This window comes from Sphingomonas sp., assembly GCF_035998645.1.
GTDB lineage: Bacteria > Pseudomonadota > Alphaproteobacteria > Sphingomonadales > Sphingomonadaceae > Sphingomonas.
Window position 1 is genome coordinate 12,210 of the sequence record NZ_DASYHL010000003.1, and the last position, 23,557, is coordinate 35,766.

Sequence of the window (23,557 nt, forward strand, 5' to 3'; positions counted from 1 at the left end):
GAATTGGGTGGGAAGCGGACGTTGCAGATAGCCGTATGCTAGCGCAAAAGTAGGAAATGAAATCTCTTCGCATCGCCCTGTTTACTGGTGCCTTCATCTTGAGTGGCTGCGCTCCGCAAGAGTTTGCATCCGGTTCATGTCCTAACACCCTATCGGGATGGAGAACCCCGGGCGAGATTGGTCACCAAGTTCCTGCTTACTTCGTGACGATTGAGAGCAACGGAGAGATATTGACGAGCCTATGGAACGGCTATCGAATGTCTGCGGTTGAGAAAACCAGCCGACAAGCCCTACGTCAACTCATACAGCGCATCCCCGCAATGCTACCTGAGCCAATTGTTATATTGAAGCCTGCTCCCAAGGCGTCTTGCGGCGATGTTGAGGCGATAAGAGCCGAGATCGATGCAAAGCTGGATTGTAAAACGGGCAGGTGCGGTGAAGGCTCGGGTTGGTATGAATTGTCCGGCATGCCGCTCATTGCTTAAACGATGACCTGGAGTGAGTGTCGCCACTTGGGTCGCTAGCAGCCCGTCCGCTTGATCAAGCTACGACCTAGTGAAAATCCCGTGACTTGACCGGGATCGCCTCACCGCCGCGCCAATGGCTGCTGTCATACGGGCCGGGCCAGCGCGGTTTCGCCTCGCGCGGGTCGGGGGCGCCGCCGTGGGTGGCGCCGTCGCCGGGCATGGTCATGCGCGGCAGGTCGATCTCGCCGATTTCGCGCAGCATCGGCGACAGGTCGGTGATCGTGTCGGCGACGACATGGATGACGATCCCCTCGCGCTGCACCCGGCCGCGAATGCCCAGCATCGTCGCGGTCATCACGGTGCGGCGATAGTGCTCGAACCGGTCGGACCACAACACCGCATTGGCGATGCCGCTTTCATCCTCCAGCGTCACGAACACCACGCCCTTGGCGCTGCCCGGCCGCTGGCGCACCAGCACCAGCCCCGCCACCTCGACCCGCGCACCGTCCTTCATGCCGGTCAGGTCGCCGCACGGCCGGATGCCGCGCGCCGCCAGCTTTGCTCGCAGGAAGGACAGGGGGTGGGCGCGCAGCGACAATTGCGTCGCGCGATAATCCTCCACCACCTCGCGCCCCGCGGTCAGCGGCACCAGCGCGACCGGCGCCTCGATACTCTCCGCCCGCGTCCGCCCCTCGCGCAGATCGGCGGCGGCGAACAGGTCGAGCGGCTTGTTCGCCAGCCCCTTGATCGCCCACAACGCCTGCCGCCGGTTGAGCCCCAGTGCCTGAAATGCATCGGCGCGCGCCAGCCGTTCGAGCGCGGCGGGCTTCACCCCCGATCGCCGCCACAGCTCTTCGATCCCCGTAAACGGCCCCGCCCGCCGCGCCGCCAGGATCGCCTCGGCATCCCCTTGCGCCAGTCCGTGCACCACGCGCATCCCCAGCCGCAGCGGCATCAACCCCGCCCAGCCTGAATCATCGCCCCAATAGGCGGCGTGGCGCGGGCGGCGATTGGGCTGGTCCGTGATCATCGCGGTGTCCCAGCCGCTGGCGTTGATGCACACCGCCTGCACCTCCACCCCATGCGCGCGCGCATCGCGCACGATCTGCGCCGGGGCATAAAACCCCATCGGCTGGGAATTGAGCAACGCCGCGCAGAAGATGTCCGGGTGGTGGCACTTCATCCAGCATGACGCGACCGCGATCTTGGCAAAGCTCGCCGCATGGCTCTCGGGAAAGCCGTAATTGCTGAACCCCTTGATCTGTTCGACCAGCCGTTCGGCAAAGCTGCTGGCAATGCCGTTGGCCAGCATGCCCTCGATCAGCTTCGTCTCGAACGGGCCGATCCCCCCGGTCGACTTGAACGTCGCCATCGCGCGGCGCAGCCGATCTGCCTCGCTCGGGCTGAACCCCGCACCGACGATCGCCACCTGCATCGCCTGTTCCTGAAACAGCGGCACGCCCAGCGTCTTCTTCAACACCGTTTCCAGCGCGGGCGAGGGATAGTCGACCAGCGCCGGATTCTGCCGCCGCTTCAAATAGGGGTGGACCATATTCCCCTGAATCGGTCCCGGCCGCACGATCGCGACCTGGATCGCGATGTCATAGAAATCGACCGGCTTCATCCGCGGCAGCATCGACATCTGCGCGCGGCTTTCGATCTGGAACACGCCCAGCGTATCGGCCTGACGGATCATGCGGAAGGTCGCCGGATCATCGTCCTGCATCACCGGCGACGCCATCGTCAGGCTCACGCCCTTGTGCGCGGCGAGCAGGTCGAAGCTGCGCCGCATGCATCCCAGCATGCCAAGGCCCAATATGTCGACCTTCATGAAGCCGAGATATTCAAGGTCCACCTTCTCCCATTCGATCACCTGGCGATCGACCATCGCCGCCGGTTCGACCGGAACCAGATCGTGCAACCGATCGCGCGTCAACACGAACCCGCCGGGATGCTGCGACAAATGCCGCGGCGTCCCGATCAACTCGCGCGCAAGGGACAGGGTCAGCGCAAGCCGATGATCGCCGGGGTCCAGCCCCAGCGCCGCGACATGCGCCTCCGGCACCCCGTCGCTCGACCAGCCCCATACTTGGCTCGACAGCGCCCCGGTCAGATCCTCGGGCAGCCCCAGCACCTTGCCCACCTCACGCACCGCGCCGCGCGTGCGAAACCGGCTGACCACCGCAGTCAGCGCGGCATGGTCGCGGCCATAGCTGTCATAGATCCACTGGATCACTTCCTCGCGCCGCTCATGCTCGAAATCGACATCGATGTCGGGCGGTTCGCGCCGCTCGGTGCTGATGAACCGTTCGAACAGCAATTGATGTTTCACCGGATCGATCGAGGTGATGCCGAGCGCAAAGCAGATCACCGAATTGGCCGCACTCCCGCGCCCCTGGCACAGGATCTGCTGGCTGATCGCGAACTGGACGATCGAATTGACGGTGAGGAAATAGGGCGCATAGCCCATCTGCTCGACCAGCCCGAGCTCATGCTCGAGCAGGTCGAGATGCGCCTGTGACGGCCGCCCGCCAAAGCGCTGGCGCAAGCCGTTCGTGGCGAGGATGCGCAGCGCCTGCTGCGGCGTCTGTCCCGCCAGCACTTCCTCCTGCGGATATTGGTGGCGCAATTCGCGCAGGCTGAAGCTGCAGCGCTCGGCGATCGCCGCGCTCGCATCGACCGCGTCGGGCCAGCGTGCGAACCGCCGCGCCATCGCCTCGGGCGATTTGAGCTGCCGGTCGACGCTCCGCTCGCGCTTCAGCCCCAGCGCGTCGATCGTGCAGCCCTCACGGATCGCCGTCACCACATCCTGCAGCATCCGCCGGTCGGGGTGATGGTAGAGCACGTCCCCGGTCGCGAGCGGCGTCAGCCCAAAGCGCCGCGCATCCTCATGCACCGCATTCAGCCGTACCGCCTCGTTCGGGCGGCGCATTGCGGTCATGCAGACATGGCCGGACGCGCCGAACAGATCGGCCATCCACGCCAGATCGCCCTCGACATCGCGCGGTATCAGCGCGCCGACCAGCCCGTCGCAATATCCGGCGACGTCCTCCCAATGCAGGATGCACTGCCCCTTTTCCCCGCGCTGCGCATCGACCCGCGATTTGCCCAGCGTCAGCAGGCGGGTCAGCCGGCTCCACGCCGCGCGATCTTCCGGCCACACCAGCAACGACGCACCATCGGCGAGGTCCAGGCGACAGCCATAGACCGGGCGGATCGCAACCCCCTGCTTGCCCAGTTCGTCGCACGCGAACAGCGCCTGCACCACGCCACCCAGCGAATTGCGGTCGGTGATACCGAGCGCCGCATGCCCCATCAGCGCGGCGGCAGAAAATAGCTCCAGCGGAGAAGACGCCCCGCGCAGGAACGAGAAATGGCTGGTGACCTGCAACTCGGTGTAGCGCATGGTCAAACCGCGCCGAAATGACTATATGAAATGTACATGTCGAGCGGAGCAGCGGCCATGAACAAGATCGTCAGCGCAACCGAGTTCAAGGCCAAATGCCTGCGGATCATCGACGAGATGCAAAAGGACGGGATCGCGGTCACCATCACCCGGCGCGGCAAGCCGGTCGCTGAGCTGAAGCCGCAGCGCGAGGCACGCAAGGATGTGTTCGGGATGCTGCGGCATCCGGAGTATCGTTTCGAAGATCCGTTCAGCCCAGCTTTCGATGGCCCATGGGACGCTGAGTTGGATGGCGATACGCGGCAAGGCTGATGCTGCTCGACACCCACGTCCTGGTCTGGCTCGCGCAGGAGCCTGAACGGATCGGCACGACATCGCATGAACGGATCAGCCAGGCGATCGCATCCGGCGATGCGTCCATTTCTGCGATCACCCACTGGGAAATCGGGATGCTGGTTTGCAAGAACCGGTTGAAGCTCGGGCGCCCGCCGCGCGAATGGCTTGAAGCGGTTCTGACGGAAACGGGAATTGCCGTGCTTCCGATCAATATCGGGATCGGGGTCGATGCCGGCTGCCTCCCCGGCACTATCCATGGCGACCCGGCCGACCGTCTGGTCGTGGCGACGGCACGTGCAATGGAGATGCCCGTCATCACCGCCGATCGCGCGATCCTCGATTACGCCGCGGCGGGGCATGTGCGGGCGATCGACGCGCGGGTCTGACCCGCTCACCCGAACAGTCCGTGCAGATACCAGCTCAGGTCCCCGGTCACCCCGCGCTCGCCATCGCCGCGGCGGAACAGCCAGTACCGATGGCCGCCCTCATCCTCGACCCGGAAATAGTCGCGCACGGCATGCGTCTCGACCGAACGCCGCCACCATTCGCCGGCGATGCGCTCGGGCCCGTCGGCGCGCACCACGCGAATCGTGCGCCCGCGCCAGGTGAAGCGGCGCGGCGGCTGGTCGGGCAGTTCGGCGAGGACATGGTCGAGCCGTTCGGGCCGCGCGAGCAGCCGCGCCGGGCGTGGCCAGTCGGGGCGCCAGGGATCGGGCGGCGCGGCGCGGAGCAGCTGGCGGACATCGCCGGGCCGGATCTTTGGCCCGCTGCGTTCGGGCGGGTCGAGCACACCGTCGCGCCCGACGCTGCGTTCGGGCACATCGCTTTCGACCGGGCGGCTGCGCCATAGCCGCCGCGACCCGATGCGGGTGGCGAGCGTGTCGGCGAGCGGGGCGAGGTCGGGCTTGGCTTCCTCGTCCAGCCGCTCGTCGAACGGCTGGGCGGCCAGCGGCTCGGCGCGGCGAACGTGCAGCGTGATGGCGTCGATGCCATAGCCCGGCTCGACATCCTCGATCCGCCGCGCGATCAGGCGGATCAGGTGCAGGCAATCGCGGCTGGCGCGTGCCAGGCCGATGCGGATGCGTTGCGGCACGCCATCGACCCGGTCGGCGACCAGCTCGACCGCGCGCGCGCCCAGCCCCGCCGCCTCGAGCGCGGCGCACAGTTCGGGGACGAGGGCACCGATCCAGTGCGCGATCCCCTCGGCGGTCGCGACCGGCTCGACAAAGCGGCGCTGCACGCTGATCGCTTCGCGCGGCACAACCGGGGAGAGCGGCTCGGGCAGAGTGCCCAGCGCCTGTTCGAGCCGGGTGACGAGCGCCCCGCCGAACCGCCGGGCGAGCGGCGCGCGCGGCATCGCGGCGAGCGGCCCGATCTGCTCGACGCCCAGCCGGCGCAGCAGCTCGACTGCTGCCGGATCGACGCGCAACGCCGGGATGGGCAGCGGGGCGAGGGCGGCGGCGTGCTGGCCGGGGGGGCAGATCAGCACGGCATCGCGCGCGACGAAATGCGCCAGCGCCCACGCCGCGCCCGGCGTGTCGGCAATCGCGATCCGCGCGCTATAGCCGCGCCGCGCCAGCAGCCGCACGATGCGCCGCGCCATTCGCGCCTCGCCACCATGGAGATGCGCGACTCCGGTCAGGTCGATCAGCAACGTATCGGCGTCCTCGACCGCGACGCTCGGCGCCCAGCGCCGCGCCGCCATCAACGCAAGGCGATGGAGCGCGGCAAGGTCGCCTGCCGGATCGGCAGGGCGGATATCCAGCCCGGAGCCATAAGCCCGCGCCTCCGTCACCGCCATGCCCGGCCGGACGCCCAGCGCGCGCGCGGCCGGGCAGGCGGCGGCGACCAGCACGCGATTGCCGGTGCGGGTGGAGGTGAGGAGGGGGGATACTGAAAAATCCTCCCCGGAACGGGGAGGGGGACCAAGACGCGAAGCGGCTTGGTGGAGGGGGCCCGAGGCAATCGATTCCCTTGCCTCGGGGCCCCCTCCACCCCCGGCTTCGCCGACGGTCCCCCTCCCCGTTCCGGGGAGGATTTTTGCGGGCACCTCCCCCGCCGGAACCTGACTGCGCACCTCATCCGACTGCATCGGCCGAAACGGATTCCCCGCCGCTTCCTCGCGCCGCCCCAGTTCGCGCGGTGACGGCCGCTGGTGCGCCGGCAATTCCGCGATCTGGCGGGCGCGTTCCTCCCGCGCCCAGCGCGCGCCGGGGCGCCAGCCGCCGCCGCGCGGGACCGAGCATGCCTGTTCCTGTTCCGCCGCCGCCGCGGTGCGCAGCGCGTCCAGCTGCGCGCCGGGCGTGGCCTCAGGCGGCGACGACTGTGCGGTCCGCTCCGCCTGCCGCAGCCGTTCGATGGGCCAGTCGGGCAGGTAGAGCGCAGCGACCCGTTTCATCGCACGCCTCCACTTGGATGTTGAAAGGATCGCCCCCCTTTTGCCGGGCGAGGCTCAGTTCCCAGCGCGCGCGCCCGACCCCCTCGACCGGCAGGGGCGAGGAGGGCGCGCAGCCGACGCGCCAGCGTGTCACCGCCGCCGATGGTGCGGCCAGCGGATCGCCGCCCTGACGCGGGTGGCGCTTCATCAGCAGCGCGATGGTGCGCCCGCCCTCCGCCGCCAGCTGCAGCCGCCGGGTCGCGGGCATCGCCACGCGCCGCGCTTCGCCGACCACGGCACCCAGACCGCGATGGCGCAGTCCTTCCTCCATGATCGCGAGCAATTCGTCATCGTCCGATGCTTCGGCATAGAGGACGCGCTTGGGCGCGAGGCCGACCTGATACAGGCCCGGCGCGAACAGGTCGCGTCGCCGCACCACCCACAGCACCGGTCCCCATGCGCGCGCGGCGATCCCCGCCACGAACAGCGTCGCGGCGGCATCGTCGGTCAGATCGGCGCTCGCCCCCGCCACCTCGTGCAGCGCATCGAGCCGCAATCCGCCATCGGCCAGTCGCGCGTCGAGCCGCTGCATGCCAAAGGGCAGCACCGGGCGACGGCGAAAGCCGGTGCCTTCGATCGCGCCGAGCGTTTCGCGCAGCTGGTTGATGATCGCGGGATCGGCCATGGTCCGGCCTTCAAACTCCGACTCGGGGAAAACTGTTCCTATTTTGTTCTAACCGTTCGTCGAGTCAAGCTTGCCAAGCGATGATCGGGCCGTATCATCGGCCTATCACACCATTTCCCAGGGGAAGTTCATGAAGCCCGTTTCCGGCGCGATCCTGCTCGCCACCGCCTCGTTCCTCTCGATTCTGCCCGCTGCGGCCCAGACGCCGACCGCTGCCCCCGCCACCGCAACCGTGGATCCCGCGCCGATGATCGACACCTGGCCCGGCCCGTTCGACGGCGTTCCGCAGTGGGACAAGGTGACCCCTGCGATGTTCCCCGCCGCCTTCGAAAAGGGCATGGCCGAGGCGCGCGCCGCGTTCGCCAAGGTGCGCGATAATCCCGAGGCGCCGACCTTCGCCAACACGATCGAGGCACCGGCCAAGGCGACCACGTCGCTGTCGCGGGTCTTCCCGGTGTGGGGCGTCTATACCAGCAACCTCGCCAGCCCCGAGGTGCAGAAGATCGCGCGCGAATGGAGCCCGAAGCTGTCGGCCTTCTCGACCGAACTCAGCCTCGACCCCAAGATGTTCGCGCGCGTGAAGACGCTCTACGACAAGCGCCAGACGCTCGGCCTCAATGCCCAGCAGATGCGCCTGCTCGAGCGGACCTATCGCGATTACGTCACCTCGGGCGCGCTGCTGAACGAGGCGCAGAAGACGGAGATCAAGCGGATCAACGGCGAGCTGTCGGTCGCCTTCACCGAATTCAGCCGCCGCGTGCTGGCGGACGAAGAAACCGCGATTATCATCGATAATGAGGCGGACCTGGCCGGCCTGCCCGACAGCTTCAAGGCGAGCCTTGCCGAAGAAGCCAAGGCGCGCGGAGCGGCGGGCAAATGGGCGGTCAAGAACACGCGCTCGTCGATGCAGCCCTTCCTGATGTACGCCACCAACCGCGCGCTGCGCGAGAAGGTCTACAACGCCTATATCAACCGCGGCGATAATGGCGGCGCGAATGATACCAACGCGATCATCGCCAATATCCTGAAGCTGCGTCAGGAGCGCGCCAAGGTGCTCGGCTTCAAGACCCATGCGCACTACCGCATGGACGACACCATGGCCGAAACGCCGGAAAACGCGACCAAGCTGATGATGTCGGTCTGGCCCGCCGCGGTCGGTCGGGTGAAGCAGGAAGTCGCCGACATGCAGGCGCTCGCCGATGCCGAAGCGGCGGCGGGCAAGGGGCCGAAGATCACGATCGCGGGCTGGGACTATCGCTATTATGCGGAGAAGGTCCGCAAGGCGAAGTACGACCTCGATGAGAGCGAGGTGAAGCCGTATCTTGAGCTCAACAACATGGTCAACGCCATGTTCTACGCCGCCGGGCGGCTCTACGATCTCGAGTTCAAGGAAAATACCGGCACGATTCCGGTGTTCCAGGCCGATGTCCGCACGTTCGAGGTCAAGCGCCTCGGCAAGACGGTCGGCGTCTTCTACCTCGACAATTTCGCGCGCGCGGGGAAGCGTTCGGGGGCGTGGGCGACCAGCTATCGGAGCCGTTCGGGGCTGCGCGGCGACGACATCGTGCTGGCGTCGAACAACAACAACTTCACCAAGGGTGGCGGCGGCGAGCCGACGCTGATCAGCATCGATGACGCCTCGACACTGTTCCACGAATTCGGCCATGCGCTGCACAGCCTGCTCGGCAATGTCTATTATCCGGGCCTCGCCGGCACGCCGCGCGACTTCGTCGAATATCCGAGCCAGGTGAACGAAAACTGGCTGCTGACCCCCGACGTGCTCAACCGCTTCGCCAAGCACTACAAGACCGGCGAGGTGATTCCGGCGGCACTGGTCGAGAAGATCGAAAAGGCGTCAACGTTCAATCAGGGCTTCGACACGGTCGAATATCTCTCATCCGCCATTGTGGACATGCAACTCCACAATCGCGAAACGCCGGTAACCGATCCTGACGCGTTCGAACGCGACATGCTCGCTTCTTTGAACATGCCGCGCGAGATCGTGATGCGGCACCGCCTACCCCAATTCAACCACCTCTTCTCCTCCGACGCCTATTCGGCGGGCTATTATTCCTACCTCTGGTCGGAGACGATGGACGCCGACACCTGGGCCGCGTTCGAGGAAACGGGCAATGTCTGGGACAAGGCCACGGCGGACAAGTTCCGGACTATCCTGTTGGAAACAGGCAACGAAACCGACCGCAAGGAAGCGTACAAGGCATTCCGCGGCCGCGATCCGGACGTCAATGCGCTGTTCAAGCGCCGCGGCTTCCCGACCGGAAACTGAGTTAAAAGCGCCGCCGGGTCACTCCGGCGGCGTTATTTCCCAGTCGATCGGCTTGAACGACCCGTTGTTGGACTGCAGCGCCGAACAGGCGGTCAGCCCAATCACCAGATCCTCCATCGCCCGAAACACGATCCGGTCCCCCGCCTTGCTGAGCGGCGGATCGACGCGCAGTTCGCCGGTGGTGCCATCGACCGGCACGTTCATAAAACAATTGAACGCGGTTGGGATCATGTCCTCCGCGACGCCATAAGGCGCGAGCGCGGCGGCGAGGTTGCCGAAGCAGCCGCGATGCGGATCGGTGTCGCCATAAATGATCCGGAACGTGTCCTTCGAGCAGGGCGTCAGCAGGAAATCATGCCGCCCGACATCGTCCTCAACGATCTCGAGCAGCACATTGCTGCGGTTCGAATAGAGTTTGTCGCCGGTCGTCAGATAGATGCGGCTGGCATAATCGAGCGTCCGGCCCGACGAGATCACCTCACCGACATCGTCCTTGCGATAGGCGAGCAGGTCAGCGACCTGTTCGCCGGTCGGGTCGGTCACGGTCAGCAACGCACCCCTGGGCAGTTCGAAGGCGACGCCGGAGCGCGGTTCGATTCTATGCGGCATCCTGTGCGCCCTCCCGCCCACGGAACGGGCATTGCCATTCGGGGTCGACCATCCGCCCGCTATACTGGCGCGCCTCCGAAACCGTCCCGTGCTGCGCAAGCATCGGATTGGCTTCGCCCGCCAGCGCAACGTCGCGGGCGATGATCGAGTCACGTAACTTCTGATAGCGGCCCTGCGCGCGCAGCTGTTCGAACTGGTCGTGCAGGTTGAACACCAGAGCGGGGCGCTCGAATCGGCGCGCCGGGCGGCTCGCCTGCGGGTGCAGGCCAACGACGAAAAAGGCCTCGCCGCCAAAGCTCAGCGAGAAATGCGGATCGTCCGGATCATGGCTGACGCGCGGATCTGCCTCCTGCCCCAGCCATTCGTCCTTGTCGGTCAGCGATTGCAGGCGCGCCCACAAATTGGTCTCGAATGCCGATTCGTCGAGGTCGCGGTCCTGCTCGAACAGCACGACGAGCGACTGGAACAGCTCGGGCTCGGCGCGATAGCTCGCGGCGAGGTCGTGCAGATTGGGCAGGATGCGCAGATCGTCCCATGCGGACGCGATATCATTGCTCACCACGAACCGCATCCGGTCGCGGCTGAGCGCGGACTTTGCGCCTACGCAGGGGAATTCGGTCGATTTGACGAACGCGCGAAAGCGTTCCGCCAGCGGATGCGCAGAATCGTTGCAAGGTTTCAGCATCGCCGCTCAACGCGCCAACCGCCAAGTGGTTCACACCAAAAGGGCCGGCCCCGGATGGAGGCCAGCCCAATTCAGTCACGCATGTTTAGGCCTTAGCGGCGGCAATAGCCGGGACGGTCGGACCGGTCGATCTCGCGTCCGGCGAGCGCGCCGACCACGCCACCCAGGATCGTGCCAAGAGTCTTGTCGCCGCGACCCGCGATCGCGTTGCCGGCAAGGCCACCGGCGATTGCGCCGACCACCGTGCCGCCATCGCCGTCACGGCACTTTTCGGCCGCACGCGAGCGATAATTGTAGCGGCGGTCGCTCCGACGATATTCGCGATACCCGTCGCGCTGATAGCCGCGACCGTCGCGATACTCGTAACGGCTCTGTGTCGCTGCTTCGGTCGCGGGAACAAGCGCGGTACCGGTCATCGCCAGCGCGGCGCCGATCAGGGAAAGCGTCTTGAACATGTCGTGTCTCCTTGTTCGAGCAATTCGTTGAACAAGGGATTCGCACAGTCGCGTTGAGCGATGCCTGAATGCGTTCGTTATCCGCGGTTCAGGGTCGTTGCAACATCGTCAAGAAAGGGGGTGCCGGTGCGGCCGTAGCGCCCAAGGGGGGAGTGCCCTGTCCCGGTACGCAACACGGGAATCGGGCAGGGCGTTCGAATCGCACCGGCATGTCGGGCAGGTCCGCGAAATACGCCGCGGAACAGCTTGGCTGTCATTTAGATGAACGGCGTTGAGCGCTGGCTGAACGATCCTGTTATCTGAGGTTCAGCTTTGCGGCACGATTGCGGCCGTTATGAAGGGGCCGCGATGCGCATCCTCCTGTCGATCCTGTTGGTGCTGCTGTTCGTCCCCGACTGGTCGGGCGAACCCCGGCTGCCGCTGCTACCCGACGCTGCGGCGTTTCGGGTGGAGCAGGTCGCGCTCGTCGGACGCGACCCCGCGCGCATTAAGCTGGGTGGGCTGACCTATCTGGGCGGTGTCGCGCTGCACGGGCCGGGGCCAGCGTTCGGGGGCTTTTCGGCGATGATGGTGGAGGGGGAGTGGTTCACCCTGCTCAGCGACGGCGGAAATATCGTGTCGTTCGCGATGGGCGGAGACTGGACTCCGCGCACCGTGCGCTTCGCCGCGGTTCCCGCCGGCCCGGGGCGCGGGTGGCACAAGCGCGAGCGCGACAGCGAATCGCTGACGCGCGATCCTGCCACCGGGCAGCTCTGGGTGGGGTTTGAGCGCGCGAACGAAATCTGGCGCTATGCCCCCGGTTTCGCTGCGGCTCAGGCGCATGCCGCACCCCCGGCGATGGCGAAATGGTCGAGCAATGGCGGTGCCGAGGCCATGGTCCGCTTGCGGGATGGCCGATTCGTCGTGCTGGCCGAGGATCGGAAGGGAAGCGCGAAGGGCACTGTGCGGGGGCTCGCGTTCAACGGCGATCCCGTGAAGGCGCCGCGCCACGGCTTCACCTTCAGCTATCGCCCCCCGCGCGGTTTCAAGCCAACCGATATGGCCGAGCTTCCCGATGGCCGAATCGCGATCGTCAACCGCCGATTTGCCGTTTCGAGTGCCTTCACGGCGGCGCTGACATTGGTCCCGCGCGCCGCGATCCGGCCCCGCGCGGTCGTCACCGGGCGTGAGGTCGCGCGATTCGAACCGCCGGTGCGGCACGATAATTTCGAGGCGCTGGCAGTGGTGCGAGAGGGAAGGGACACGATTCTGTGGATCGCGTCGGACGACAACCAATGGCCGGTGCAACGCTCACTGCTGCTCAAGTTCCGGCTGGATATCTAGCGCGAAAGGGTCCGCCTACACGATCCGCAAAAACGCCGGACGGCCCGCATCCCGGGTGGGAGCGGGCCGATCAGTAACGGCGAACCCCGAAGGGATCAGGCCGCGGCGACCGCCTTCTTGACGATCTCGCGCTTCAGGCGACGCGCGCGCAGCGACAGCTTGTCGTCGCCGGTCTTGAGCAGCCAGTTGTCGAGGCCGCCATTATGCTCGACCGAGCGCAGGCCGTGCGTCGAAACGCGCAGACGAATCGAGCGCTCAAGCGCTTCGGACATCAGCGTCACATTCTGCAAGTTCGGCAGAAAGGTACGCTTGGTCTTGTTATTGGCGTGGGAAACATTGTGTCCCACCTGCCGGCCCTTGCCGGTCAGTTCGCAGATGCGCGACATGGTTCGATCCTAGGTTTCTGGCCTGTCCGGCAATGCCGGGAAAGAGCGGCCCGATAACGGGGCAGGGCGATTTCGTCAACCGTGCATCGCCTCATATCGTATCGTGCACGCAACCCCTTTGGTCGATGATGCGTTATTTCGCAAACGATTCGAACAGGGAGATCGGACTCGATGCGTGGACTTCTAGCAATTCTGGGCCTCGCGGCCGTGGTAATCGTGGTGCTGATGTCACTCGGCATGCTCAACATCAACATGCAATCGGGTGCGCTCCCGACGATCAAGTTCGAAGGCGGCAAGGCGCCGAGCGTCGCTGCCGATGTCGGCGATGTCGGCATGGGGACCACCAACAAGACGATCCAGGTGCCGACCATCACCATGGAGAACAAAACGATTCAGGTACCGACCGTCGAGGTCGAGAAGGCTCAGCCGACTCCGGTCGCCAACTGATCTGCATATCCCAAGCGGCGGCGGCGCGCAGTGGCGGGCCGCCGCCGCTTCGGGCATAGCGGCCGCATGTTCCCGCTGCCCGAACCCATGCGCGCCGCGCTCGACGCTGCCCGTGCCGCCGCCGAGACGAGCGAAGTGCCGGTCGGCGCGGTAGTGATGCAGGGCGAACGCGTCATCGCGGTTGCGGCCAATGCGCCGCGCACGCTGCACGATCCGACCGCCCATGCCGAGATTTTGGCGATTCGCGCCGCAGCGCAGGCGCTGGGCCGCGATCGGCTGGAGGATTGCGATCTGTGGGTGACGCTGGAGCCGTGCGCGATGTGCGCCGGGGCCATTGCCCATGCCCGCATCGCCCGCCTCTATTATGGTGCCAGTGACCCTAAGGGCGGCGCGGTGGAGCATGGCCCGCGCTTCTTTACTCAGCCAACCTGCCATCACCGCCCGGACGTGTATCCGGGGATCGGTGAGGGCGAGGCGGCGGCGCTGCTGCGCGAGTTCTTCGCCGCGCGCCGGTAAGTCTCCCTCTCCCCGCAATGCGGAGAGAGGGTAAGCTGCTCTCAAGTTCAGCGCATGTCGCTTTCCCGAATCGGGACGATCTTGATTTCGACGCGACGGTTCTGCGCGCGGCCTTCGACCGAGTCGTTCGATGCGATCGGCTGGGTTTCGCCATAGCCGAGCGTTTCGAGGCGGGCGGCCTCGACGCCGCGCGACACCAGATAGTCGGCGACCGCGCCCGCGCGGCGTTCGGACAGGCCCTGGTTATAGCTGTCCGACCCGGTCGAATCGGTGTGGCCGTACACATCGACGTACGTCTGGTTGTAGCGGTCGAGCACGTCAGCGACCTTGTCGAGCGTCGGGCGGAACTGCGCCTGTACCGTTGCGCTGTCGGTCGCAAAGGTAATGCCCGATGGCATCGACAGGATAAGGTCGTCGCCGCGGCGGATCACTTCGACATCGGTGCCGGCGGTACGCTCGCGAATCTCGCGCTCCTGACGGTCCATATAGTTGCCGATCGCGGCGCCCGCGACTGCGCCGATGCCCGCGCCGACGATCTTCTCGGTCCGGTCACGGCGGCCACCGACGATGTCACCGAGCAGATAGCCGCCGAGCGCGCCGCCGATCGCGCCGATTCCGGCCTTTGAAATCCGCTGCTGGCCGGTGACCGGATCGGTCACGCAGGCACCGGTCAGCGCCAGCGCGGCGACGGCGGGGATTACGGCCCAGTTGGTGGGAATACGCATTTAAACCTCCTTGAACTTTCGCGCGACAAACGGCCCGGAAACGCCCTTGTTCCGCCTGCGCACCGATGTGTTTTGAATCGCCGGTTGTGAAACGGGGCTGAATGCGACTATGGGGAGGCAGGCCAATGGACCCACTTCCCCCCATACCCTGGATCGATGTCGCGATCATTCTCGCACTGGTCGCGCTCAACGGCGTGTTCGCCATGTCCGAGCTTGCGATCGTGTCGGCGCGCAAGGCGCGGCTGGAAGCGATGCTGCGCAGCGGTCGTCGCGGCGTGCAGACCGCGCTCGACCTGGCGTCCGACCCCGGCAAGTTCCTGTCGACCGTCCAGATCGGCATCACCCTGATCGGCATCATCAACGGCGCCTATTCCGGCGCGAGCCTCGGCATGCCGATGGCCGCACGAATCGAGGCGCTGGGGGTGGAGACCCAGTTGGCGGAGACAATCGGCTTCGCCATCGTCATCGCCTTTACCACCTATGCTTCGCTGATCATGGGCGAGCTGGTGCCCAAGCAGTTCGCGCTGCGCTCGCCCGAGCCGATCGCGGCGCTGGTCGCGACGCCGATGCTGTGGCTGGCGTGGATCACCGCGCCGATCGTGTGGGTGCTCGACAAGAGCAGCGCGCTGGTCTTCCGCGTGCTGGGGCTCAACCGCGAATCCGAGAATCGCGTGACGGCCGAAGAGCTGCACATGATCTTTGCCGAAGCGACGCATTCGGGCGTGATCGAAGAGCATGAGCGCTCGATCATCTCCGGCGTCGTCCGCCTCGCCGACCGGCCAGTGCGCGAGGTGATGACGCCGCGTACCGATGTCGACTGGATCGACGTCAATCTTGACGAGACCGCGATCCGCGTGGCGCTGGCCGCAACCCCGCACACGCGCCTGCCGGTTGCAGACGGCTCGGTCGATGCGGTCATCGGCGTGGTGCAGGCGCGCGATGTCGTGACTGCGCTGATCGAAGGACGTCCGCTCGACCTGCGCGCGCTGGCGCAACCGGCGCCGGTGCTGCCCGATCAGGTCGATGCGATGGACGCGCTCGGCGCGCTCCGCCGCGCGGTGGTGCCGATGGGCTTCGTCCATGACGAATATGGGCATTTCGAGGGGATCGTGACCCCCGCCAACCTGCTCGCGGCGATTGCGGGTGAGTTCCTGTCCGATGTCGATGCGGGCGACAACCCGTCGATTACCGTGCGCGATGACGGGTCGCTGCTAGTGTCGGGCCAGCTGGCTGCCGACGCGCTGGCCGACCGGATCAAGATCGAGCTGCCCGAGGATCGCGACTATGCGACCGTCGCCGGACTCGCGCTGGCGGTGCTCAAGCGGCTGCCCAATGAGGGCGAGAGCTTTGTCGAGCAGGGCTGGCGGTTCGAGATCGTCGACATGGACGGGCACAAGATCGACAAGCTGCTGGTGAGCGAAGTCGCGGACTAACTCTCCGCTTCGCGTTCCTCAGCCGCGCGTTCTGCTTCCTCTCGCGCCTGCTTCCGCTGACGACGCAGGCGATTTCCCCACCAGAGTATCGTGATTGCACCCGCGGCGAGGATCGCGATCAGGGCCATGTGCGAGACCGTCACCCAGGCGAATGTCTCGGCAATCCCCGCCGGCGGAACATAAGGTTTTTCGTCCATCGGTCAGGCCTCCCCGCGCACGTCCGAAGTCAGAATGCGCGAGAAGGCCGATCGGGCCCGTCAGCCCTGCTCCCGCGCCACTTCGCGCCAGCCGATGTCGCGGCGGGCGAAGCCGGTGGGGAAATCGATCGCATCGACCGCGCGATAGGCGGAGGCCTGCGCGTCGGTGACGGTCGCGCCGGTGGCGGTGACGGTCAGCACGCGGCCACCCGCTGCAACGAGCGTGTCGCCGTCCAGCTTGGTACCCGCCTGAAATACCTTCGCGCCGGTTGCTTCGGCCGCAGCGATCCCGCCGATCGCGCCGCCGGTTTCGGGCGTGCCGGGATAGCCGTTCGCGGCCATCACCACGGTTAGCGCGGTGTCGGCGCTGAAGCGCGGCGCTGCGCGGTCGGCGAGTGTCCCCGCCTCAGTCGCCAGCATCAGCTCGAGCAGGTCGTCCTCCAGCCGCATCATCAGCACCTGGCATTCGGGGTCGCCGAAGCGGGCGTTGTATTCGATCAGCTTGGGGCCGGTGCGCGTGAGCATCAGCCCGGCATAGAGTACGCCCGAATAGGGAGTGCCCGCCTTGGCCATGCCGAGAATCGTCGGCTTGATGATCGTTTCGATCGCCTCGGCTTCCAGCACGGGGGTCAGCACCGGTGCGGGGCTGTAGGCGCCCATGCCGCCGGTATTCGGCCCAACGTCGCCATCGCCGACGCGCTTGTGGTCCTGCGCCGATCCGAAGGTGACGAAGTTCGTGCCGTCGGTGATGACGAAGAAGCTCGCCTCCTCGCCATCCAGAAATTCCTCGATCACCGCTTCGCCGCCGGGTTTTTCGAAGATCGCTGCGATGGCAGTCTGCGCCTCGTCCTCGCTCATCGCGACGGTGACGCCCTTGCCCGCAGCGAGGCCGTCGGCCTTGATGACGACCGGTCGTCCGAAATCGCGCGCCAGCACCGCCCGCGCGGTGTCGAGGTCGCGGACGCGGACATAGCCTGCGGTCGGGATATTCTCGCGCGCGCACAGGTCCTTGGTGAAGCCCTTTGACCCCTCCAGCTGGGCTGCCGCCTGGCTCGGGCCGAACACCGGCAGGCCAGCGGCACGCAGTGCGTCGCTGAGGCCATCGACCAGAGGCGCTTCGGGGCCGACCACGACGAAGCCGATCGCATGCGCGCGGCAGAATTCGATCACTGCGGCGTGATCGGTCAGCCTTACGTCGTGGCAGGTCGCATGATCGGCGATTCCGGGGTTGCCGGGGATCGCATGCAGGCTATCGAGCCGGGGCGATTGCGCGAGCTTCCAGGCGAGCGCATGTTCGCGGCCACCCGACCCAAGCAACAGGACATTCATGTCAGATCCCTTCGACGATATCGATGGCGGTTCAATCTCTGGGCGGCTCGTAGCCGAGGGGCGGGAGGGGGACAATGATGCGCCGCTCAGTGTCGGCGAATTGTCGCAAAAGCTGAAGCGGATGGTCGAAAGCGAGTTCGGCCATGTCCGGCTGCGCGGGGAGATTTCGGGATATAAGCGCGCGGCGTCGGGCCATGTCTATCTGGCGCTGAAGGACGCCGATGCGGTGATCGACGGCGTGATGTGGCGCGGCGCGGCGGACCGGCTGCCCTTCCGCCCGCAGGACGGGATCGAAGTGGTCGCGACAGGCAAGCTCACCACCTATCCGGGGCGATCCAAATACCAGATCGTGATCGACCGGATGGAGCTGGCGGGTGAAGGCGCGCTGATGGCGCTGTTCGAGAAGCTGAAGGCGCAGCTGGCTGGCGAAGGGCTGTTCGACGTGTCGCGCAAGCAGCCACTTCCCTTTGCGCCGAAGGTGATCGGCGTCGTCACCTCGCCCACCGGCGCGGTGATCCGCGACATCCTCCACCGCCTCGCCGATCGCTTCCCGACGCGCGTGCTGGTCTGGCCGGTCAAGGTGCAGGGCGATGGTGCGGCGGCGGAGGTCGCGGCGGCGGTGCGCGGGTTCGATGCGATGCCGCTCGACGGCCCGGTGCCGCGCCCGGATCTGGTCATCGTCGCGCGCGGCGGCGGGTCGATCGAGGATTTGTGGGCGTTCAATGAGGAGCCGGTGGTGCGCGCGGTTGCGGCGTGCCGCATCCCGGTGATCTCGGCGGTCGGGCATGAGACCGATACCACCTTGTGCGATTTCGCGGCGGACGTGCGTGCGCCGACCCCCACCGCTGCGGCGGAAATGGCGGTGCCGGTGCGCGCCGATCTCGCCAACGCCATCGCCACGCTGGCGCTGCGGACCGAGCGTTGCGTGCGCCGATACCATTCACGCGGCGGCGAGCAGCTGCAGGCGCTGGTCCGCGTACTTCCGCGCCGCGACGCGTTGCTGGGACCGCAGCGGCAAAAGGCGGACGATATCGGCGCGCGGCTCGATCGCGGGCTGGAGCGACGGGTGACGGTGGCGCGCGGCGTGCTCGACCGCGCTGCCGGGGCGCTGCGCCCTGCCGTTCTGGAACGCAAGCTGGAGGGGCTGCGCCACCGGCTTGAGGGCACGAGCAAGCTGCTCGATGCGGTCAATCCCGACAATCTGTTGCAGCGCGGCTATGTCCGGGTCGGTGCCAAGGCGACCGGCAAGGTGATCGCCAGCGCGGCCGACGCACGCGCCGCCGGGGCGCTGACGCTCCACTTCCGCGACGGCCCTGTGGACGCGCGGGTTGAGCGTGGCGGCGGCAAGCCCTATGCTGAAGACAAGCCCGAACAGCCTGGCCTGTTCTGACCCGACCCCGAAGCGAAGAGTGAGCGTTGCCATGCTGATGTCGTCCAATTCCGCCCGTCCGGCGCGGCTTCATTATATGGCGAACGGTTTTCGCGTGCTGTCGTCGGGCGATCATGTCGTGTGCGCGGTGAGCGGGGAGAAGATCCCGCTCGACGCGCTGCGCTACTGGAGTGTCGCGGATCAGGAGGCTTACGCTTCCGCCCAGATCGCGACGAAGGCGATGGCCACGACGTGAGGGCGATCGCGGGGACGATCATCGCCGGCACGACGCTCGCGCTGATGGGTGCAGGCAACATGGCGCCCGATCCGATCGCGCGCGCGGTTGCCGCGCCCGCCGCGTCGCAATCCGCGCAGGCACGTAATGCCTTTCGTTTCGATGGCCCGATGATTCAGGGTGGCACCGTGCTCGGCACGGCCCCCGCGTTGACCAGCCGCGTGACACTTGATGGACGTTCTGTCCCCGTCGCGCCCGATGGCCGGTTTCTGATCGCGTTCGACCGCGACGCGGCCGCGCGCGCCGAACTGGTCGCGACCCGCGTCGATGGCAGCAGCCTGCGCCAGACGCTGACGGTCCAGCCGCGCGCCTGGCGGATCGAACGGCTGAACACGCTTCCGCGCTTTGCCCAGCCAAGTGCCGAGTTCCAGCGCCGCCGTCCTGCCGAACTGGCGCAGATCAATGCCGCGCGCGCCAAGTCGAACACCGTTCAGGGCTGGCGGCAGGAGTTCATGTGGCCGGTGACCGGGCGCATCTCTGGCCTGTTCGGGTCGCAGCGCATCTACAAGGGCGAACCCGGCTCCTATCACTCCGGCGTCGATGTGGCGCGGCCGCGCGGAACTCCGGTGATCGCCCCTGCCGATGGCGTCGTGATCCTCGCCGCGCAGCAGGACTTCACGCTGGAGGGCAAGCTGCTGATGCTCGACCATGGCATGACGCTCAACAGCGCGTTTCTGCATTTGTCGCGGATCGACGTGAAGGTCGGCGACGTGGTGCGCCGCGGGGAGACGATCGGCGCGATCGGCACCACCGGCCGCTCGACCGGGCCGCATCTCCATTGGGGGATGAAATGGGGCAGCGCGCGGATCGATCCGCTGCTCATCGCGGGGTCGATGCCGATGACGGCAGACTGAGGGGCGGGCGACCTACACCCACTATGTGACGTTTTTGTCACGGCATGGCGACTTTACGACAGTCTGTTTGACAGAGTCTTGTGCGGCGGATCGTTACAGACGTATCGATACCCGATCTGCGCTGCTTTTGTTGCGCGTGAAATCCGGGGCATCCAACGCGGTGTTCCGAAAAACGGGGAGCTTCATATGGTATCGAATGTTCGTAGGCGCCTGCTTACCTCGACCTTGCTGATCGGCGGCATTGTCGCAAGTCCGGCCTTCGCTCAGACTGAAGAGGCTCCGGCCGAGGGTGAGGCGATCGTCATCACCGGTTCGCGCATCGTGCGCCCGAACCTTGAGGCAAACAGCCCGGTTACCAGCGTCACCGGCCTTGAGACCACTCAGAACGCCGACGTCACGCTCGACACGTTCCTGAACACGCTGCCGCAGGTCAATCCGGCCGGCACGACCACGTCGAACAACCCCGGCAATGGCGGTCAGTCGAACATCGATCTTCGCGGCCTCGGCGCCAACCGCAACCTCGTGCTGGTCGATGGTCGCCGCCCGATGGTGTCGGCGTCGAACCAGACGGTCGATCTGAACACGATTCCGCAGGGTCTGATCGAGCGCATCGACGTTCTGACCGGCGGTGCTGGCGCAGCCTATGGTGCCGACGCAATCGCGGGTGTCGTCAACATCATCCTGAAGGACGATTTCGAGGGCGTCGATCTGCGCGCCAACTATTCGAACTCGATTCCCGAGACGGATGCACGCGAATATCAGATCAGCGGCACGATCGGCGGCAATTTCGCGGACAACCGCGGCAACTTCGCGCTGTCGGTTGAATATGCCGAGCGTCAGGGCCTGATCAAAGCACAGCGCGCGTTCGCGGCGCAGGCGACCTCGACCACCGGGTCGTTCCCGACCGGCTCGCTGGTGAACAGCGCCAGCAACCCGTACAGCCAAGCGACGGTCAACTCGATCTTCACCGCATATGGCGTTCCCACCGCGCAGCTTCCGCGCACCAACCAGCTGGCGTTCAACTCGGACGGTACCCTGTTCGGTGTCGGCACGTTCAACTCGCCCGTCGACGTCACGAACTTCCGCTACAGCCTGAGTTCGCCGGCGAACCCGAACCTGAACTATTTCCCGGACTTCTACTCGTACAACTTTGACATCGTGAACATCCTCGTGCTGCCGCTCGAGCGCTATTCGGCGTTCACGCGCGGCAACTACAAGGTCAACGACGCGTTCGAGTTCTTCGTCCAAGGCGCATACACCAACTACAACTCGGCAACCGCGCTGGCGCCGACCCCGGTCAGCACCGGTATCGTCAACACCACTAGCACTGCCTCGGGTCTGAACGCGCGTTCGGCGCTGGTTGCTCCGGGCCAGCGTATTACCGGCTTCGTCGTGCCGGTCACCAACCCGTTCCTGCAGGCGTCGGCGGATCTCCGTGCGCTGGTCAACTCGCGTACCGGTGACGATCCGCTCCTGACGGGCTCGGGCGCAGCCGAAGGTGTGCGCATCGGCTATCGTTTCCTCGGTACCGGCCTGCGTGAGCAGCAGACGGAGAACGAGGTCATCCAGGGCATGGCCGGCCTGCGTGGCGAGTTCGCGCCCAACTGGCGTTACGAAGCCTATTACTCGTGGGGCAAGACGGTCATCGACCAGCGCGCCACGGGTAACGTCAACGTTCAGCGCGTTCAGGAACTGCTGGAAGCGCCCGATGGTGGCGTCAGCCTGTGCGCCGGCGGGTTCAACCCGTTCGGTATCCAGCCCTTCTCGCAGGCGTGCGTCGATTTCGTCGATGAAGTGGGCGTGACCAAGACGACCTTCACCCAGAAGATCGCGCAGGCGTACATTACCGGTCAGCTCGCCGAGCTGCCGGCGGGTCCTCTCTCGGTCGTGTTCGGCGCCGAAAAGCGCGATTTCCGTTACGAGTTCGATCCCGGCGCGCTGTTCGGTCCGATTGCCGGGTTCAACACCGGCACGCCCGACCTTGGTACCAACAGCTTCCTCGACTTCTTCGGTGAAGCATCGATTCCGATCCTCAAGGACAGCCCTTGGGCCGAAAATCTGGAGCTGACCCTGTCAGCGCGTCATTCGAAGAGCGACTTCAATGACATCCAGAATGGCGTCGACGGATCGCCGTCGAACGACTGGTCCTATGGCGGCACGCTGACCTGGTCGCCGGTGCGCGAACTGCGTTTCCGCGCCAGCTACCAGCATTCGGTGCGCGCGCCGAACTTTGGTGAACTGTTCTCGGGCGGTGGCAGCTTCCCGCAGATCTTCGATCCGTGCTCGAACAACTCGAACTTCCGTGCGACGCGTGGCGCGGCAGCGGCGACCATCTGTCAGGCGACCGGTGTGTCGGGGGCGACGATCAACTCCTTCGTCGCGACGCCGGGCGCACAGGCATTCATCACGGTGACGGGCAACCCGAACCTGAAGCCTGAAAAGTCGGACGCCTTCACCGCAGGGTTCGTGTTCAACGCGCTTGGCTTCACCGGGTCGATCGATTATTACAACATCAAGGTCAACGACACGATCTTCTCGCCGGATGTTAATGAGATCATCGCGTCGTGCTATGGCTACAATGAGATCAATCCCAATCTGAACGCAGCGAATCCCTATTGCGGTGGTCTGTTCCGTTCGAACAACAACATCGCCGCGATCTTCCTTCCGGAAGCACTGGGCGGCGATCCGACGACCGGTTATTTCCAGGCAATCAACCAGGGGTCGGTCAAAACCTCGGGCATCGACTTCCAGCTTGGTTACAACCTGCCGACCGAGTTTGTCGGGCCGGAATCGTCGATCAACTTCAACCTGCTCCTCAACTATCTGTTCGACTTCAAGGTTACCGGCCTTGGCGGTCTGCAGACCGACTATGCGGGTACCGCTTCTTACTTCGGCGCTGGTCTCGGCACCAGCTTCCCGGAGTGGAAGGGGACGATGAATGTCGGCTTCAACCTGAACAAGGGCCTCTCGCTGCAGAGCCGCGTGCGGTACATCGATGCGATGGAAAACCGGGCGGCGCGCCAGTATATCGGCGAGACGTTCACCGGTCCGGGCTCGGTCTGGTACTTCGACTTCGCGGTGCAGGGCCAGGTCGAGAACATGACCCTGCGTCTGGGCCTCAACAACGCCTTCGACCGCAAGCCGCCGACCTACGCACCGAACGTGCAGTCGGGTACCGATCCGTCGACCTACGACGTGATCGGGCGTCGCGCCTATGTCTCGGCACGGCTCAAGTTCTGATCCGACCGAACCAACACCTTTTGAAGGGCGAGGCGATTGCCTCGCCCTTCTTTTTTGGGGCAGAGTGCGCATAATCGGTTTGACACACAGCACGCGCGCAGCCGCTGGCATGATCGCGATGCGCGGGTTCGGATAA

General features: G+C 65.9%; 22 protein-coding genes. 12 read left to right on the forward strand and 10 right to left on the reverse strand.

Features of this window, described 5'->3' with window-relative positions:
* Positions 1 to 56 precede the first annotated feature (56 nt).
* Positions 57 to 485, forward strand: coding sequence for a hypothetical protein (locus VGN66_RS04085; RefSeq protein WP_327517589.1), 429 nt, complete (start codon positions 57 to 59; stop codon positions 483 to 485).
* 67 nt (positions 486 to 552) lie between these two features.
* On the opposite strand, the gene VGN66_RS04090 is transcribed toward VGN66_RS04085, so the two are convergent.
* Positions 553 to 3,873, reverse strand: a complete 3,321-nt coding sequence (locus tag VGN66_RS04090; protein WP_327517590.1) for an error-prone DNA polymerase — start codon at positions 3,871 to 3,873, stop codon at positions 553 to 555.
* A gap of 57 nt (positions 3,874 to 3,930) precedes the next feature.
* Here VGN66_RS04090 and VGN66_RS04095 point away from each other — a divergent pair, with 57 nt between their 5' ends.
* Together VGN66_RS04095 and VGN66_RS04100 are read left to right on the forward strand one after the other, a co-directional pair.
* Positions 3,931 to 4,185 (forward strand): type II toxin-antitoxin system prevent-host-death family antitoxin, encoded by a 255-nt coding sequence (locus VGN66_RS04095; protein WP_327517591.1) that lies wholly within the window; start codon positions 3,931 to 3,933, stop codon positions 4,183 to 4,185.
* Entirely contained in the window at positions 4,185 to 4,595 is a 411-nt protein-coding gene (locus VGN66_RS04100; protein ID WP_327517592.1) for a type II toxin-antitoxin system VapC family toxin, read from the forward strand. Before VGN66_RS04095 ends, VGN66_RS04100 begins: the two co-directional genes overlap by 1 nt.
* A 5-nt stretch (positions 4,596 to 4,600) precedes the next feature.
* Here the strand turns inward: VGN66_RS04100 and VGN66_RS04105 are convergent, their stop codons facing one another.
* Together VGN66_RS04105 and VGN66_RS04110 are read right to left on the reverse strand one after the other, a co-directional pair.
* A complete protein-coding gene (locus VGN66_RS04105) occupies positions 4,601 to 6,607 on the reverse strand; it encodes a DUF6504 family protein (protein ID WP_327517593.1) in 2,007 nt (668 codons plus the stop codon).
* On the reverse strand, positions 6,519 to 7,271 hold the full coding sequence (locus tag VGN66_RS04110) for a protein ImuA (RefSeq protein WP_327517594.1): 753 nt from the start codon (positions 7,269 to 7,271) through the stop codon (positions 6,519 to 6,521). Before VGN66_RS04110 ends, VGN66_RS04105 begins: the two co-directional genes overlap by 89 nt.
* Before the next feature lie 130 nt (positions 7,272 to 7,401).
* Here VGN66_RS04110 and VGN66_RS04115 point away from each other — a divergent pair, with 130 nt between their 5' ends.
* A complete protein-coding gene (locus VGN66_RS04115) occupies positions 7,402 to 9,558 on the forward strand; it encodes a M3 family metallopeptidase (protein ID WP_327517595.1) in 2,157 nt (718 codons plus the stop codon).
* Positions 9,559 to 9,576: 18 nt separating this feature from the next.
* On the opposite strand, the gene VGN66_RS04120 is transcribed toward VGN66_RS04115, so the two are convergent.
* The 3 genes from VGN66_RS04120 to VGN66_RS04130 form a co-directional block, all read right to left on the reverse strand.
* Positions 9,577 to 10,167, reverse strand: coding sequence for an urea carboxylase-associated family protein (locus VGN66_RS04120; protein WP_327517596.1), 591 nt, complete (start codon positions 10,165 to 10,167; stop codon positions 9,577 to 9,579).
* Positions 10,157 to 10,852, reverse strand: coding sequence for a guanitoxin biosynthesis heme-dependent pre-guanitoxin N-hydroxylase GntA (gene gntA, locus VGN66_RS04125; protein ID WP_327517597.1), 696 nt, complete (start codon positions 10,850 to 10,852; stop codon positions 10,157 to 10,159). The genes VGN66_RS04120 and gntA overlap by 11 nt, the downstream gene beginning before the upstream one ends.
* Positions 10,853 to 10,944: 92 nt before the next feature.
* Entirely contained in the window at positions 10,945 to 11,307 is a 363-nt protein-coding gene (locus VGN66_RS04130) for a glycine zipper 2TM domain-containing protein (RefSeq protein ID WP_327517598.1), read from the reverse strand.
* 348 nt (positions 11,308 to 11,655) lie between these two features.
* On the opposite strand from VGN66_RS04130, the gene VGN66_RS04135 reads away from it, so the two are divergent.
* On the forward strand, positions 11,656 to 12,630 hold the full coding sequence (locus VGN66_RS04135) for an esterase-like activity of phytase family protein (protein ID WP_327517599.1): 975 nt from the start codon (positions 11,656 to 11,658) through the stop codon (positions 12,628 to 12,630).
* Positions 12,631 to 12,725: 95 nt separating this feature from the next.
* Here the strand turns inward: VGN66_RS04135 and rpmB are convergent, their stop codons facing one another.
* Entirely contained in the window at positions 12,726 to 13,016 is a 291-nt protein-coding gene (gene rpmB / locus VGN66_RS04140) for a 50S ribosomal protein L28 (RefSeq protein WP_224923758.1), read from the reverse strand.
* Between the two features lie 171 nt (positions 13,017 to 13,187).
* Between rpmB and VGN66_RS04145 the strand changes: the two genes are divergently transcribed.
* On the forward strand, positions 13,188 to 13,463 hold the full coding sequence (locus VGN66_RS04145) for a hypothetical protein (protein WP_327517600.1): 276 nt from the start codon (positions 13,188 to 13,190) through the stop codon (positions 13,461 to 13,463).
* A gap of 87 nt (positions 13,464 to 13,550) precedes the next feature.
* Entirely contained in the window at positions 13,551 to 13,979 is a 429-nt protein-coding gene (locus VGN66_RS04150) for a nucleoside deaminase (RefSeq protein WP_327518555.1), read from the forward strand.
* A 47-nt stretch (positions 13,980 to 14,026) separates the two neighbouring features.
* Here VGN66_RS04150 and VGN66_RS04155 read toward each other — a convergent pair whose 3' ends face one another.
* Positions 14,027 to 14,704, reverse strand: a complete 678-nt coding sequence (locus tag VGN66_RS04155) for an OmpA family protein (protein ID WP_327517601.1) — start codon at positions 14,702 to 14,704, stop codon at positions 14,027 to 14,029.
* Between the two features lie 125 nt (positions 14,705 to 14,829).
* On the opposite strand from VGN66_RS04155, the gene VGN66_RS04160 reads away from it, so the two are divergent.
* Entirely contained in the window at positions 14,830 to 16,137 is a 1,308-nt protein-coding gene (locus VGN66_RS04160; protein ID WP_327517602.1) for a hemolysin family protein, read from the forward strand.
* Here the strand turns inward: VGN66_RS04160 and VGN66_RS04165 are convergent.
* Together VGN66_RS04165 and purD are read right to left on the reverse strand one after the other, a co-directional pair.
* Entirely contained in the window at positions 16,134 to 16,265 is a 132-nt protein-coding gene (locus tag VGN66_RS04165) for a hypothetical protein (RefSeq protein WP_327517603.1), read from the reverse strand. The genes VGN66_RS04160 and VGN66_RS04165 overlap by 4 nt on opposite strands.
* A 129-nt stretch (positions 16,266 to 16,394) precedes the next feature.
* A complete protein-coding gene (gene purD / locus VGN66_RS04170) occupies positions 16,395 to 17,663 on the reverse strand; it encodes a phosphoribosylamine--glycine ligase (RefSeq protein WP_327517604.1) in 1,269 nt (422 codons plus the stop codon).
* Here purD and xseA point away from each other — a divergent pair.
* From xseA to VGN66_RS04190, 4 genes are all read left to right on the forward strand, one after another.
* The gene (gene xseA, locus VGN66_RS04175; protein WP_327517605.1) at positions 17,662 to 19,053 is read left to right on the forward strand and encodes an exodeoxyribonuclease VII large subunit; all 1,392 of its coding nucleotides are present in this window, start codon (positions 17,662 to 17,664) and stop codon (positions 19,051 to 19,053) included. The genes purD and xseA overlap by 2 nt on opposite strands.
* Positions 19,054 to 19,084: 31 nt before the next feature.
* Positions 19,085 to 19,288, forward strand: a complete 204-nt coding sequence (locus VGN66_RS04180) for a DUF2093 domain-containing protein (RefSeq protein WP_414713189.1) — start codon at positions 19,085 to 19,087, stop codon at positions 19,286 to 19,288.
* Between the two features lie 44 nt (positions 19,289 to 19,332).
* Complete coding sequence (locus tag VGN66_RS04185) at positions 19,333 to 20,181, forward strand: M23 family metallopeptidase (protein WP_414713190.1); 849 nt, start codon at positions 19,333 to 19,335, stop codon at positions 20,179 to 20,181.
* 186 nt (positions 20,182 to 20,367) lie between these two features.
* Positions 20,368 to 23,421, forward strand: a complete 3,054-nt coding sequence (locus VGN66_RS04190) for a TonB-dependent receptor domain-containing protein (protein WP_327517607.1) — start codon at positions 20,368 to 20,370, stop codon at positions 23,419 to 23,421.
* Positions 23,422 to 23,557: the final 136 nt, after the last annotated feature.